Genomic DNA, 13,766 nt, shown 5'->3' with positions numbered 1-13,766 from the left:
GACGCATTGCGGAACTCTCGAAATCATACGTCAGGCGTTTGAGGGCATAGAGCGCGTTCTACAAGAGCACAGACAATATGGGCTGCTGCGATATGCATCTGCTGAATCAGAGGTGTCCATCCAGACGGAACACGCAGGACGAAATCGGCATCCGGAAGCTCGACACAGTTTTCGCCGGTGAAGACGACGGTTGTGATGTTCTGTGAACGCGCGGCTTTGAGCGCCTGTACGATATTCGGGGAGCGGCCCGAGGTCGTGATGCCCAGAAAGACGTCGCCTTTCCGCCCTAGCGCCAGAACCTGCCGGGAAAAGACATGATCAAACCCGTAATCATTTCCAATGGCCGTCAGACCGGACGTATCCGTCGTCAAAGCAATGGCAGCAAGCGGGCGACGGTCATACATCAGACGGGCCGTGAATTCGCCAGCAATATGCTGGGCATCTGCTGCGCTGCCACCGTTACCGGCTACCAGAAGTTTTCCATCTTTTTCCAGTGCGGAGGTGATGGTTAAAGCAATGCCCGCCATCATGTCCGCACAGGCTTCATGCTTGGAAAAGGCGACCATGGTTTCAGCAGACTGGCGGAGGTAATCCTGCAGATAGTCCCGCTCGGAGGCTGGGAGACTGTTCAGCAGGTCGGATGTCGGGAACTGGGACATCAGGAATGGAAACTCCGCAGGTCAGGTCAAAAAAAGGTGTGGAGACCTTTTTCAGGTCGCCTCATGATGAGAGACAGAGGGTTTTGAAGAGCATCTGTCAAGCAAGGGCTTTTATGAAACTGCCTGTTTCTTTCGCGCTCAAGATCGGAACAGTTGCCTGAGGCAGGGCGTTGAACGGGTCTATCCGCCAGGAGACGATCCCGATGTCGCAACACCTTGCCGAAAATTCTCCCAACAGTTCCGTGATGGCTTTGAAAGCGAGTGAAACTAACACCCCGCAGAAGGAAAAATGGTGGAAAGAAGCTGTTGTCTATCAGGTGTACACAAGGTCTTTCAGCGACAGTAACGGTGATGGCATAGGCGATCTCCCCGGTTTGATAGACAGGCTGGATTACCTGAAATCCCTTGGGGTGCAGGTCATCTGGCTGGCCCCGCATTATGATACGCCCAATGTCGATAACGGCTATGATATCCGTAATTACAGAGCGATTGATCCTCTCCAGGGCACTATGGAAGATTTCGACCGGCTTGTTGCAGGCCTGCATGAGCGGGGAATGAAGCTGATTGTGGATCTGGTCATCAATCATACCAGCGATCAGCATGAGTGGTTCCGCCAGAGCCGATCGGGGCCGGATAACCCTTACCGGGACTTCTATATCTGGCGCGATGGGCGTGATGATGGGCCGCCCAATAACTACCTATCGATATTCGGAGGCTCTGCCTGGGAAAAAGACGAGGCGAGCGGGCAGTATTATCTGCACTATTTTGCCAAGGAACAGCCTGACCTGAACTGGGAAAATCCCAAGGTCCGTCAGGAAGTGTATGACATCATGCGCTTCTGGCTCGACAAGGGAGTGTCTGGGTTCCGGATGGATTCCATCTGTTTCATCTCAAAACTCCCAGGACTGCGGGATCTGACATTAGCCGAAATGGAAAGCCTGGAGCATGTGTATGTTACAGGTCCCAAAATCCATGATTACCTTCAGGACATGCACCGTGAAGTTCTTGCCGGTCGTGATCTGCTGACGGTTGGGGAAGCATTTGGCGTGTCTTTTGAGAACACACCTGCGTTCGTTTCGGAAGCCCGCAACGAACTGACGATGGTGTTCCATTTTGAAATTGTTCGCCTTGGCCGACATGACTGGCGGGTACAGGATTGGACGATCAAAGATCTGAAAGCGGTTTTGCGAGGAGAAGATACCTCTTCAGGGCCGGATGGCTGGTTAACGTCTTTTCTGGAAAATCATGATAACCCACGTTCCGTATCATGGTTTGGCGATCCGTCTCCAGAAGGTCATGGCCCGTCCGCCAAGGCGCTGGCCATTCTCCTGATTATGCGTCGCGGGACGCCCTATATCTATCAGGGTGAAGAAATTGGCATGACCAATATTCATTTCGATGGAATAGAGGATTTTCAGGACATCAACGCAAAAGGGATCTGGAACAACACGGTTGGCATCGGGAAAATGCCTGCTGAAGAGGTTCTTCATAGCCTGCGGAGAATTAGTCGTGACAATGCCCGCACCCCTATGCAGTGGGACGCTTCGGATCATGCCGGGTTCACGACAGGCTTACCGTGGTTCCGCGTGAACCCCAATTATACGGATATCAACGTCGCACAACAGGACGCTAATCCTCACTCCATTCTGAACTATTACCGGGCGCTCATTCAGCTTCGCGCCAGCGAGAAAGCTCTGATTTACGGAGATTTTGAAGATATTGATCCGGATCATCCTTCTGTCATCGCTTTTACGAGGACGCTAGGGAGCGAGCAGTTTCTGGTTTTGATCAATATGTGCGGTGAAACCGAGCACTATATTCTGCCTCACGGGCTGAAGATTGCAGAAGTGCTGTTGGATAATATGTCCGCATCAGTCGGGAACGTCCTGCCAGATCTCAAGCCTTGGCAGGCCGGCATTTACCGTCTGGCACCGCCAGCAGAGATCTAAACAGGTATCAGGCGCACTACATGCTCTCTGATACGGAAAATACCAGAGAGCAGGAGAAGGATCAGAAGCCCGTGGACACGGACACCAGAGCCGCAAAGCCACCACCAACAACATAAACCGGGCTGGCACCTTTGATCGTGCTGCCATAGACGCCTTTGGTCGCCTTGGCGTTTCCGGTCGCACTGGATGCGCCGGAAAGATAATTATTGTCACCCAGATTCACCAGATTGAGCTGAATGGTTGGGTGTTTTGCTGGACCAAGCTTCTGCATCCGATACCCTAACGTCATGTTGGATGTGACGTAGGAGTGAAGGGACTGATCGTTCATGAATGTTGTGTATTGCGTATCCACATAACGGAGCGCAAAATTCCCGAAGAACGTGCCGTCATCGTAACGCAATCCGATTGAGCCTGTGAATTTCGGAGAACTCGGCGCTTTTTTTCCTGCAGTCGGCAGATAATCCGATCCGGCATTATAATTATTGTCGATCGTGGCATGCAGATACTGGCCGGACAGATACGGGCTAAAATGATGCCAGTTACCGAGTGCCAGTTCCGCCTGTACGCCACGCGCTGTTTCACCCCCCACGTTCAGAGGCTCTGAAACAAGACTGTTGGTCCCTGGGAGATAGCCGTAGGACGTAACCTGATGATTGGTGATGTTGTAATTGAAGAACGAAATTGCAGCATTATAGAAGCCATGATGGCGATAGCCGATTTCTTCCCCAATTGAATATTCAGGCTTCAGGTTGCCCGGCTGCTCAACAGCTGTACTAGAGGATGGATCGAATAGCTGGGAGTACACTTCCACGGAACCCGGCGCACGGAAAGCGGTCGTTCCGTTGATATAGATCTGGTCGTGGTCCGTCAGTTTGTAGGATGCATAGAACTCCGGCATCGGCTCGAAGTAGTTCTTGGCGTTCTTATAAGGGTCTGCGCCAGGAACGAGGTTTGTCCCCTGACGGGAGAGCATGGTTGCTTTGAAACCGCCGGTAATTTGTAGTCTGTCATTTAGAAGATGAACGGTATCTGCCAGATACAGCGTGTTGGACTGCTGCTTGAAGTTCAGATCCCACGGCGTCAGAATCCGGCCATCCGCCACGCGGATAGGGTCATTGTTGAACCCGGATACAGAATTGCCCTGAGCGTCGGTCTGAATGTAATTCGCCAGCTCTTCATGCTGGGTGTACGCATACCAGTAGCCGAATGTCAGCGTATTGTACTTCGTGGACCAGACCAGAGACGTGTTCAGACCTGAAGACTTCTGGTTCCAGGGATCAACAGCCTGTGTCGTCGCCATTCCATCGGACGTGAGATTGGAAAGGTTGAGGTTACCTGCTGCTCCCGTCCCGAAATAGCTGTTGGCACTGCTGATGTTCTGACCCCAGACGGAAGGTCCGAACATATGGACGTAATAAGGCGCCACATTGAGCTTAAGATGATTGCTCAGGGTAAAATGGGAGGGTGCCATGACGGTCATGGCGTTGTTGATGGTTTGGTTCAGACCATAATAATTGGCATCACCCAGTGTATAGTGACCGTCATAGTTATAGCTGCGGCCGTATTTGTTCCAAGCTGCCATCGTGGGGTTTAGATACCCCGTATATTTGGTCGCGTTATACCCAAACACTGCGGAAACGGAGTTCCCGTCGCCCCACTCCTTGATGAATTTTGCATCGGTATGATGGCGGGTACCACCACCTGGACCGCGCCAGTTGTTCCAGGACATATGGGAATAGGAAACGAAGCCGCGAATACCGGTATGACCGATCTCGCCGGTTTCAAGGCGCAGGAATTCCTTGTTTGTGCTGTGCGTTCCGCCAGTGAGGGATAGATAACCGCCAGCTTTATGGCTGGGGTTGATTTCCGACATCGTGATCTGGCCGCCCACCGCATTGTAGAGCGGAGCATCAACATCTGGAGAGCCCTGCGAAACCGTCACGGAGCCCAGATTTTCGGTATCAACAATCGTGCCCGTATAAGGGGCATATCTGATGGGGTCGGCAATCGGAATACCTTCAAAAAGATAACCGATCTGCTCTTCATTCATGCCGCGGATATTTAGGGAGTCACCGGAAACGCCCAGAGGGTCCTGACTGTAGGTTACAACACCAGGCAGATTCCCAATCAAGGCCTGAACATTCGATGTCGGGCTCATCTTCGCAATGAAGTCGCGGGTGATGCCGCTTTGTGAACGGGGCGCAGTCTGCACCGGCATCAGGCCACCGCCGGGCGTCGTATTGCTGACACCGTCTCCATAGGCCGCGCCAGTGACGTGTACGCTTTCGTCGCTATGGGCTTCAAGGGTGGAAGGACTATGGCGGAGCGCAGGTTCGGTTTTGGTACCCGTCTGAGGAGCTGAACTTTTGGAAACAGCGTGAACCCGCTGCGTATGAGACGTACGGGCTTCTGCGTATTCGCTGGCGGCCCCAATCACGACAGTTGAACACAGGAGGGCGATGCGGAAGCTGGTTTTGTTCATCGGCTGCTCATGAAATCTGAGGACGACCGCGATCCCGTAACGGTTGCGGAACATCAGCAGCGTATGAATTGTGTAAAATTGTTGTCAATCAAAAACGATCAGATTTGTTCTTTTTTTTGATTTTGTTTTGATCATCCAGTCAGATTGCTGATTGAACAATGACGGTAAAGGCTCAGTGGGTCCTTTTTCCGTCCACCCAGACTTCCGTAACGCGTAGATTTTCATCCAGAATCGTGAAATCTGCCAAAAATTCAGGAGAAATCATGCCTCGATCATGCAGTCCCAGATAGGCTGCCGCATTGGTGCTGACGAGTTTTGCTGCTTCCGGCAGGGATTTTCCGGCCTGGACGGCATTGCGCAAGGCCTGATCGAGTGTGAGCACACTACCCGCCAAAGAGCCGCCTGGCAGACGAACAACACCATCCTGAATGAGCACATCCTGTCCACCCAGACTGCTTGGTCCTTCCGGTTTCCCCGTGCCCCGCATAGCGTCTGTTACGAACAGAAGGCGATCTCCCATCACGCGTGATGCCAGACGGAAACTGGCGGGATGAACATGATGCGTATCGAAAATCATCTCGGCATAAGCCGTGTCACTGCACATCAGCGCCGTAACGGGACCAGGCTTGCGCCCTTCAATGGGAGACATGGCGTTGAAGAGATGCGTCGCACCAATCGTGCCGCCAGCACCGCACACCAGACAGATAGCGCGCTCCGCCCCATCATGGTCCGTCGTAGTATGGCCGAGACTGACGCGCACATCAGCCTGAGCGAAACTGCGCATTGCGCTTTCGGCATGTTCAAGTTCGGGTGCGAGAGTGACGACACGAACACATCCCGTTGCAATCGCGTCCTGAACTTTGTCGGGAGAGGGGGGAATTGCGAACGGAGGTTGTGCACCGAGTTTGTGCGGGCTGACGAACGGCCCTTCCAGATGCGCGCCATGAATGCGCGGCCCGTTCTCGATACCGCGTTCACAGACTTCTGCCACAGCCTTCAGGGCGCTTATGACGTCGTCCCATGGCGCAGTGATGGTCGTTGGCAAAATGGTGGTTGTGCCGTGGGTCATATGAAAGCGGGCCAGAGTCTCAATAGCCTCAACACCATCCATGGTGTCAGCGCCGCCACCACCATGAACATGCCCATCAATGAAGCCGGGAAGAATATAGCGCTTCCCGGCGTTTTTCAGAGGTTCCAGATCACGGATATGGCTGTCGAAGGTGACACGTCCCGGAACAATGCGATCACGGAGAACGAGGTTACCATCGAGATGAGAGGTCATTTTTTCTGGTCCAGTGGCAGGAGGCCCGTCTGTCCGTAACGGCGGGCGTAGAAAAGAACTGCGAGATAGGATGGCAGGACGAGGAGTGCAAACATCGCCTGAAAGCCGACATAGGGCTTCAGCAGAACATAGATCTGCGGAATGATCGCGCCACCGCTATACGCCATGACGAGCAGGGCCGAGGCTAGTGGTGTCCATGGGCCAGCACCCCGAATGGCAATCGGGAAGATCGTCGGCATGATCATGGCGTTTGTGGCACCCAGCAGAGCGACGCAGAGCACCGAGGGGTAACCATGCGTCAGGAAGGCCGCAATGGTCAGGATGCAGCCGCCAATGCAGGAGAACTCAAGAAAGCGTTCCTGTGTGATAATGCGTGGAACAACGACGAACCCGGCAACATACCCCGCCAGCATTCCGGCGAGGGTCAGGGAGGTGAAGAACTTGGTCTGACTTAGTGGAAGACCAAAACCCTGCCCGTATGTCCCGATGGCGTCACCGGCCATGACTTCGATGCCGACATAGAGGAACATGGCCGCAATGCCGAAGACGAGATGCGGCCGGAAAATCTTTTCCCTGCTTCCGCTCACGCTTGGAAGGGAGGGGGCCTGAAGTTCTGGCAGGGGGAAGAAAACCACGCCCGCCGCAGCCACCATCAGAACGACAGCCATGCTCATATACGGCGCATAAATGGCATGAACAAAGCTGTTCAGAATGGCGTCTCGTGCTTCTGGCGTTGCAGCAAGCTGTGCGTTCTCCGCGACATTCCCGATATCGCCCATGACGACTGTGGCCAGTACGATGGGTGCCAGAATACCGGCGAATTTATTGCAGACACCCATGATGGAGATACGCTGGGCAGCCCGTTCGGACGGACCAAGCAGACTGACCAGCGGGTTGATGACGACCTGCATCAGCGCAAGGCCTGAACCCAGCACCAGAAGCCCGGCCAGTGCGCCGCCATAAATGCGCATGGAGACGAACTGCCCGAACAGAGCCACGCCCGCCGCACACAAAACCAGAGCCCCGGATAGGCCACGGCGCAAACCTAGTGACCGGGCGACAAATGATGCGGGAATGGAGAACAGGAAATACGACAGGTAGAAGACCAGAGGCACCAGAAAGGCGCTGACGTCTCCCAGGGAGAACGCAACCCGGACAAATGAGATCAGCGGCCCGTTCAGCCAGGTCACAAAACCCATCATGAAGAAGATGGCGGCGGCAACACCAAGTGGACCAAGGCCGTATGAGCCAGTCAGGCTGTCCGGGGAACGGTTCATGTCACTTCGGCTCCACAGGCCTGATCGTACAGGCCAAGAACTGTGTCGATTGCGGAAAGAATGAGTGCGCGCGGATGTCGTGGAAGCAGTCCGTCGCGGATTTTTTCGTACTGCACAGGCAGGAACTGGCTCAGAAGCGGATCTGGCAGCCCTGTTTCCTCAAGCTGGCACAGAAGCGTTTCAACAGCTGCTTCCGCATCCGGCTGAGGCCAGTAATAGCGGATGCGGTCGCTATAAGCATAGTGACGGAGAATGGCGAGCTTGCTATCCGTGCCTTCGTAATGGCCACGCCATTGTGTAGGCTGCTGCGTCATGATCCGTTCCATGACCGCCCGCAGGCTTTCCTGCTGCGGCAAAAGGACAGAGCGGATGCTGTCCAGCCCATACAGGGCTTCACGCAGGGCAAAGGTCAGGCCTGGTCCGACCTTCAGGAGCAGGAAGCCGTCTTCTACAAGTGCGCGCAGGGCGGCGAGGGGCTGATAATCTGTCGAATGAGCTTCGAAGATTTGGCCCGGCATCCTGTTCAGCGTGGCCGAGAGGGATTGCGCGCGTGGCCGGTCGTAAATCACGACATCTTCCACACCGAATTCCACGCCCGGCTGAACGACAAGCCCGATCACACGGTTCCAGACGTCATTGCCCAGAACGCGGCGGAACAGCGTTTCGTGAACCTGAAGTGTGGCCGTGGCAGCGTCCGGAGAGGTCGGCTCCAGATGATCCAGAGCCTCAGCCGCACCGCCTGGAACAGGTACTTCTGTTCCGATGATATAGACGGCCTGACCGGGAGCCGCGCTTTCAGCGCGCTGTGCAAGGGCGCAGGCGCGTTCGGCAACAGTTTCATCGGACAGCGCAACCGGTTCGCCCGCACAGCCCATGCTGGCATCGAGATGCAGTTTGACGAAGCCCGCTTTCGCAAAGGCTTCAATCATGGTCAGGGCCTTCTCCATGGCCTCCTGCGGGGGCAGGGATTTCCATGGATTGGGCCCAAGATGGTCACCACCAAGGAGAACAAGATGTGCCGGGCAGCCGACCTTCGCAGCAATGCCCAGCACAAGATCCCGGAAATCTGCCGGGGTCATGCCAGTATAACCCCCATCCTGATTGACCTGATTGCAGGTCGCCTCGATCAGGACAGGCCGACCGGTTCTGGCCGCGCGCTGCAATGCGGCTTCCAGCACCAGCGGATGCGCGGAGCAGACGGAGGCCAGACCCTTGCGCTGTGCTGCGGGAACGGCTGGGTCATGGGCCTGTTTGACGAGGTTCAGAAAGGGAGAAATGCTCATGATCAGGCGATCGTCACGACTTTGGTGAGGTGACGCGGTGCCAGGGTATCAAGGCCCTTGGAGCGGGCGACATATTCACCGAAAAGCTGCAGCACGGGCAGAACGATCAATGGGCGCACATCCGCGCCTTCCTTGACGCAGAGAGAGACTGTGCCAGGACCACCAAGGCCCAGAACGCGGGCGCCCTTAGCCATCAGATCCTTGGCCAGAATGCTCTCTTCTTCCAGCGTGTCCGGGTGGTACAGGAACACGACGAGGGAACTGTCATCAATCAGGCTGATCGGGCCGTGACGGTATTCCAGCGGGTGATGCGCTTCCGTCTGGCTCAGGCTCATTTCCTGAAGCTTCAGGGAACCTTCGCGTGCAACACCATAAAGCGCACCAGCGCCTAGAAACACGAAATGGGACCGGTCTTCGATCAGGGCCTTGAGCTGTGGGTCAGCCTCGTTAAGGAGCTCCTCGGCAGCCTTCGTCGTCTCCGGCGTAACGGCAATACCCGCATAACGCAGGCCCATCAACAGCATCAGACTGGCCGACGCCGTCATGACGATCCCTTCTTCAGCGTGCGTTTCAGCCAGAACGGTCTCGTCCGCGTTCTTTTCCAGACTCGTGTCTTCCGCACAGGTGAACGCCGTGACGTGCAGTCCGTTCTTGCGGCTTTCGATGGCAGCGGCAACGGTTTCGGTGGATTCACCACTGCGGGAAAGCGCTAGAATGTTCGGGCGAATGTTTGAGGGCACGTAGTCCTGCGGGCGACGGGTCCATTCATTGCCCGCGACAGCGCGGGAGAACACTCCGTGTGCGTTCAGGCTGGCGGCAATAGAGTCCGCAATATGGACGGATGTGCCACAGCCAACAACGACCGTCACGGTTTCAGGGTCCGGGTGGACATCCCGCATGTCCACCTTGTTCCAGAGAGGAAATTGTTCGCGAATACCGCGTTCGGTAGCGTTCATGAGAGAGCCTTTCAGGAGCCAAGACCCGCAGCGCCAAGCGTGCGAGCAAGAGATGTGATCCAGGACGCGTCAGGCGCCCATCCAGCTTGACGGGCCGCAGTCAGGAGACCGCCGCCGATAGGAGGTAAAAGCGGAGAGACAGGCGTACCGCACTGCGCCGCGATGGCGTTGCGCAGGAACGGACTTTGAAGCGTGCCCCCCGCGTAGCTCCAGGGCAGTTCTACGTCCGGCATTTTGGTGCGTGCCGCCCGAATATGCACGGCCAGTTCGGCTGCGGCAGTATTCAGAAGGGCCGCAGCGGGTGTGCAGCCGTTTTCAGCCAATGTCGAAACATGGCGTGCCAAGGCAGCAACGGCGGAACGCGGATGCTCCAGATTGCCGTACCACTCAAGAAGGGCAGGGGTGCAGAGCTTTGGATCCGAGGGCAGACCCATGGCCTTGCAAAATGGTTTCAGAAAAACGGAATCCTGCGTGTTTCGGCCATCAAGAATATGGGTCAGAAGCGTTAGAGCATTGCGGCCGATCTGATAGGCGCTTCCTTCATCACCAAACAGGCTTCCCCATCCGCCAACGCGGCAATGTTGACCTCGCCCATCCGAGGCCCAGGCCATGGAACCAGTACCAGACAGGACAAGTACCCCAGGTTCGCCACCAAAAGCAGCGGAACAGGCCATATCCACATCGTTCGTCAGGGAATAGGGGATTTTGCCAAGACTCTCCGACACAGCATCTTCTTGCCGTGCGCAGAGTGTTGCGCTTTCACCGTAACCTGCAAGTCCCAGACCAACGGCCTGTGTCGAGGTGGGAAGTAACTTGAGCAATCCCGTCAAACGGTCCCGCCAGAGCGGCTGATCGAACGGATTTGTGCCACCGGTCTGCTCAACATTAGCGATTGCGCCGTCAGAGTTGAGCACCACAAGAAGGGTCTTGCTGCCGCCACCGTCAATCGCTGCGATACAGGGTTCAGTCACGGCAAAACTTTCCGGGGCCATTTGATCCTTTTCCGATATGACCGGTCGTAACGCGGTCATGTCAAGTCATCTTTGTGATCGAAACGTTCCAATTTCGATCATTTCATGCGTGCTTCCCAAAAAGCCTGAGCGTGACTAGAGTGGCTGCGTCATGGCCCACAGGGGAGAGCGACCTTGGCTTCCGACCGTCTGACGCAGATTCGTCACTATCTTTATCTGAACGGCATGACTGGCGTTCACGAACTGGCCGAGCAGGTCGATGCATCGCTTGCAACGATCAGGCGTGATCTCCAGCGACTGGAAGAGCAGGGCATCGTCATCCGGACGCATGGTGGGGCGTCCCTCGCCGAGTCCGTTGATCGTGAAGTGGCGTTTGAAACCCGCGAAAATCAGGCTCTGGATCATAAGCGCGCCATTGCGGATGAGGCTTTTTCCTGTCTGAAGCGCGGTTCGGCGGTCTTTTTCGATGCTGGAACGACGGTATTGCAGCTCGCCCGGCGTCTGCGGATCGACCCGATGCCCCTTACGGTTTTTTCTAACAACATCACGGTGTCAGAGGCGCTGAGTGGAGTTGAAGGCGTCGAAATGATCCTTCTGGGTGGCCGTCTGCGTCATGCAAACCGTAGCCTTGTGGGGATTCTGGCGGAACAGGCCATCGAAAATCTCTGGTTCGATCAGGTGTTTCTTGGTGCCAGTGCCGTACAACCTGACGATACGATTTCGACCCCGGATGGTGAGGAAGCCAGTCTGAACGCTGCCATGATGCGGCGTACGGAAGAGTGCTTCCTTCTCGTAGACAGTATGAAGTTCGGGCGTCGTTCTACCTACAAGGTTGGACATCTGGACCAGGTGTCCTGCGTCTTTACGGATACGGAACTGGACCCAGGACAGGTTCAGGCGTTGCGGGAGCGCGGGCACAAGCTTGTTCTTGCCGGGCATGCAGAAGGAAACAGCGATGACACTGAATGATCCGCGGATTATAGCGGAAGTTGAGCCTCTGGCTGATCTTTATGAAAAGGCGCTCGGAGAAAACGATCTTCAGACGCTGGATGATCTCTTTTACGCTGGACCAGAGACAGTTCGTTATGGCGTTGGCGAAAATCTGTACGGCATTGAGGAAATTCGTGAGTTCCGAAAGAAGCGGCCCGGCGGTTCGCCCTCACGAGATGTTCTGCGGCGTGTGATTACAACGATCGGCCAAGATGCGGCTGTCGTGGATCTGGAGTTCCAGCGAAAGGGCGGCACGAAAATTGGCCGTCAGAGTCAGACATGGTTTCGCACACAGAACGGCTGGAAAATTCTCGCTGCCCATGTTTCCCTGATGGCAGACATATCCTGAGATTGCCTCTAAAGGAGCGAAAGTGGCGTCATGAGCCTGTCAGAAGATACCGAAATCAAGGTCCTTGCCGCCGCTAACGGGCTTGCGATTCCTACCGAATTCCATGAGGGCGTGCGTATAAACCTCGACCTTCTGCGGTCGTACGCGACGCTGATTGAGGGCATGGACCTGTCCGACCGACTTGAGCCAGCTTTCGAGTACGAGCCATGAGCGGTCTGCAGTTCCGGACGCTGGATATCGCCGCAAAGGTTCGGGGTGGCGACATTTCTGCGACTGAAGTCACCAAAGCCGTCTTCGCGGATATTGCCCAGCGCGATGAGCGCCTGAATTGCGTTACGCGGCCGTTGACGGATCGTGCCCTGGCGGCTGCGGCTGCGGTGGATGCTGCTGTTGCGGAAGGTCGTGATCCGGGTGCTCTGGCAGGTGTGCCGTTCGGGATCAAGGATCTGTTCGATGTGGCCGGTCAGGTGACAACGGCTGGATCGAAAGTTCTAGCCAATGATCCGCCTGCTACGCGGGATGCTGCGCTTGTCACGCGCCTGATTGATGCGGGCGCCATTCCTGTCGCGCTGACGAATATGGACGAGTTCGCCTACGGGTTTGCAACGGACAACGCTCATCATGGCGTCACGCGGAATCCGCACGCGCCGGATCATCTGGCGGGTGGATCTTCGGGTGGGTCCGCCGCTGGCGTGGCGGCGCGTCTGTTCTCTCTGGGGCTGGGATCCGACACGAACGGGTCCATTCGTGTTCCGGCTTCGCTGTGCGGAATCTGGGGACTCCGTGCGACGCAGGGACGGCTTCCTATTGAGGGGAGTTATCCGTTTGTCGCCAGCCTCGACACTGTTGGCCCGTTTGCCGACAGTGCGAGCGGTCTGCGCGCCTGTTTTGAAGCGCTGGTTCAGACCGAAAACGCTCCTGTCGATGTTGGGGCGCTGAAAGTGGCTCGTCTGGGCGGATGGTTCGCGGAGAACATGTCGGCTCCGATGGCAGATGCTGTGGACGCATTGGGCGAGCGTCTGGGTGCAACACAAACAGTCGAACTGCCGGAAGTGGCCCGTGCGCGGGCGTCGGCATTCGTCATCAGTGCATCGGAAGGTGCGGCTCTTCATCTGCATCGGTTGCGCACCCAGGCGCAGGATTACGATCCCGCCGTTCGCGATCGCCTTCTGGCAGGTGCGCTTTTGCCCGCATCCCTGATTTTTCAGGCCCATCGTCTGCGGAACTGGTTCCGTGCCCGGATGCATGAGGCTTTTGCGGATGCGGATATCCTGCTGGCTCCAGCCGTTGTGGGTGAAGCGCCGCGTTTCGATCAGCCTTTGATTGAGGTGGGGGGCAAGATGGTCTCGGCACGCGCGAACCTTGGGCTTTATACCCAGCCGCTTACACTGGCGGGTTTCCCGGTTCTGACGGTCCCTATGAAGACGGCGGCCCTTCCGTTGGGGGCACAACTTATTGCGCGCCCTGGCCGGGAAGACTTGCTTCTGGCTCTGGGCGAGTCCCTGGAACGGGACGGCAGCGCCGTTGCTCGTCTGGCCTGAGGATTAAAAAGAGAGCCCTCATTGAGG

General features: G+C 56.2%; 12 protein-coding genes. 5 read left to right on the top strand and 7 right to left on the bottom strand.

The genetic code is table 11. The annotated features are described in order from the left end of the window. Positions 1-23: 23 nt before the first annotated feature. Positions 24-659, bottom strand: coding sequence for a D-sedoheptulose 7-phosphate isomerase (locus AC3B6F_RS05325; RefSeq protein ID WP_489823617.1), 636 nt, complete (start codon positions 657-659; stop codon positions 24-26). A gap of 203 nt (positions 660-862) precedes the next feature. Here AC3B6F_RS05325 and AC3B6F_RS05320 point away from each other — a divergent pair, with 203 nt between their 5' ends. Further along, positions 863-2,608 carry a glycoside hydrolase family 13 protein gene (locus tag AC3B6F_RS05320; protein ID WP_489823616.1) on the top strand — a complete coding sequence of 582 codons (1,746 nt, stop codon included), beginning with the start codon at positions 863-865 and terminating at the stop codon, positions 2,606-2,608. Positions 2,609-2,669: 61 nt separating this feature from the next. On the opposite strand, the gene AC3B6F_RS05315 is transcribed toward AC3B6F_RS05320, so the two are convergent. From AC3B6F_RS05315 to AC3B6F_RS05290, 6 genes are all read right to left on the bottom strand, one after another. Further along, complete coding sequence (locus AC3B6F_RS05315) at positions 2,670-5,090, bottom strand: TonB-dependent receptor (RefSeq protein ID WP_489823615.1); 2,421 nt, start codon at positions 5,088-5,090, stop codon at positions 2,670-2,672. Positions 5,091-5,262: 172 nt separating this feature from the next. Beyond that, positions 5,263-6,372: an N-acetylglucosamine-6-phosphate deacetylase gene (nagA, locus tag AC3B6F_RS05310; protein WP_489823614.1), complete on the bottom strand. Its 1,110-nt coding sequence runs from the start codon at positions 6,370-6,372 to the stop codon at positions 5,263-5,265. Next, a complete protein-coding gene (gluP, locus tag AC3B6F_RS05305; RefSeq protein ID WP_489823613.1) occupies positions 6,369-7,649 on the bottom strand; it encodes a glucose/galactose MFS transporter in 1,281 nt (426 codons plus the stop codon). Before gluP ends, nagA begins: the two co-directional genes overlap by 4 nt. Continuing rightward, entirely contained in the window at positions 7,646-8,932 is a 1,287-nt protein-coding gene (locus AC3B6F_RS05300) for a D-tagatose-bisphosphate aldolase, class II, non-catalytic subunit (RefSeq protein WP_489823612.1), read from the bottom strand. The genes gluP and AC3B6F_RS05300 overlap by 4 nt, the downstream gene beginning before the upstream one ends. Positions 8,933-8,934: 2 nt before the next feature. Further along, positions 8,935-9,888, bottom strand: coding sequence for an SIS domain-containing protein (locus tag AC3B6F_RS05295; RefSeq protein WP_489823611.1), 954 nt, complete (start codon positions 9,886-9,888; stop codon positions 8,935-8,937). An 11-nt stretch (positions 9,889-9,899) separates the two neighbouring features. Then, a complete protein-coding gene (locus tag AC3B6F_RS05290; RefSeq protein ID WP_489823610.1) occupies positions 9,900-10,880 on the bottom strand; it encodes an N-acetylglucosamine kinase in 981 nt (326 codons plus the stop codon). Positions 10,881-11,033: 153 nt separating this feature from the next. Between AC3B6F_RS05290 and AC3B6F_RS05285 the strand changes: the two genes are divergently transcribed. From AC3B6F_RS05285 to AC3B6F_RS05270, 4 genes are read left to right on the top strand one after another with little or no spacing between them, the layout of a single operon-like run. Further along, entirely contained in the window at positions 11,034-11,828 is a 795-nt protein-coding gene (locus AC3B6F_RS05285) for a DeoR/GlpR family DNA-binding transcription regulator (RefSeq protein WP_023944576.1), read from the top strand. Next, on the top strand, positions 11,815-12,198 hold the full coding sequence (hpxZ, locus tag AC3B6F_RS05280; protein ID WP_489823609.1) for an oxalurate catabolism protein HpxZ: 384 nt from the start codon (positions 11,815-11,817) through the stop codon (positions 12,196-12,198). Before AC3B6F_RS05285 ends, hpxZ begins: the two co-directional genes overlap by 14 nt. Before the next feature lie 30 nt (positions 12,199-12,228). After that, a complete protein-coding gene (locus tag AC3B6F_RS05275) occupies positions 12,229-12,408 on the top strand; it encodes a DUF4089 domain-containing protein (protein ID WP_023944578.1) in 180 nt (59 codons plus the stop codon). Then, entirely contained in the window at positions 12,405-13,739 is a 1,335-nt protein-coding gene (locus AC3B6F_RS05270; RefSeq protein WP_489823608.1) for an AtzE family amidohydrolase, read from the top strand. The genes AC3B6F_RS05275 and AC3B6F_RS05270 overlap by 4 nt, the downstream gene beginning before the upstream one ends. The last annotated feature ends 27 nt before the right edge of the window (positions 13,740-13,766 follow it).

The sequence above is a fragment of the Gluconobacter sp. ESL1110 genome, assembly GCF_058107395.1.
The sequence above is the reverse complement of the archived record's forward strand: the minus strand, read 5'-3'. Positions and strand labels throughout refer to the sequence as shown.

Coding starts and splice junctions, on each gene's coding strand:
- AC3B6F_RS05325 (WP_489823617.1), bottom strand. CDS start 659: ATGTCCCAGTTCCCGACATCCGACCTGCTGAACAGTCTCCCAGCCTCC.
- AC3B6F_RS05320 (WP_489823616.1), top strand. CDS start 863: ATGTCGCAACACCTTGCCGAAAATTCTCCCAACAGTTCCGTGATGGCT.
- AC3B6F_RS05315 (WP_489823615.1), bottom strand. CDS start 5,090: ATGAACAAAACCAGCTTCCGCATCGCCCTCCTGTGTTCAACTGTCGTG.
- nagA (WP_489823614.1), bottom strand. CDS start 6,372: ATGACCTCTCATCTCGATGGTAACCTCGTTCTCCGTGATCGCATTGTT.
- gluP (WP_489823613.1), bottom strand. CDS start 7,649: ATGAACCGTTCCCCGGACAGCCTGACTGGCTCATACGGCCTTGGTCCA.
- AC3B6F_RS05300 (WP_489823612.1), bottom strand. CDS start 8,932: ATGAGCATTTCTCCCTTTCTGAACCTCGTCAAACAGGCCCATGACCCA.
- AC3B6F_RS05295 (WP_489823611.1), bottom strand. CDS start 9,888: ATGAACGCTACCGAACGCGGTATTCGCGAACAATTTCCTCTCTGGAAC.
- AC3B6F_RS05290 (WP_489823610.1), bottom strand. CDS start 10,880: ATGGCCCCGGAAAGTTTTGCCGTGACTGAACCCTGTATCGCAGCGATT.
- hpxZ (WP_489823609.1), top strand. CDS start 11,815: ATGACACTGAATGATCCGCGGATTATAGCGGAAGTTGAGCCTCTGGCT.
- AC3B6F_RS05275 (WP_023944578.1), top strand. CDS start 12,229: ATGAGCCTGTCAGAAGATACCGAAATCAAGGTCCTTGCCGCCGCTAAC.
- AC3B6F_RS05270 (WP_489823608.1), top strand. CDS start 12,405: ATGAGCGGTCTGCAGTTCCGGACGCTGGATATCGCCGCAAAGGTTCGG.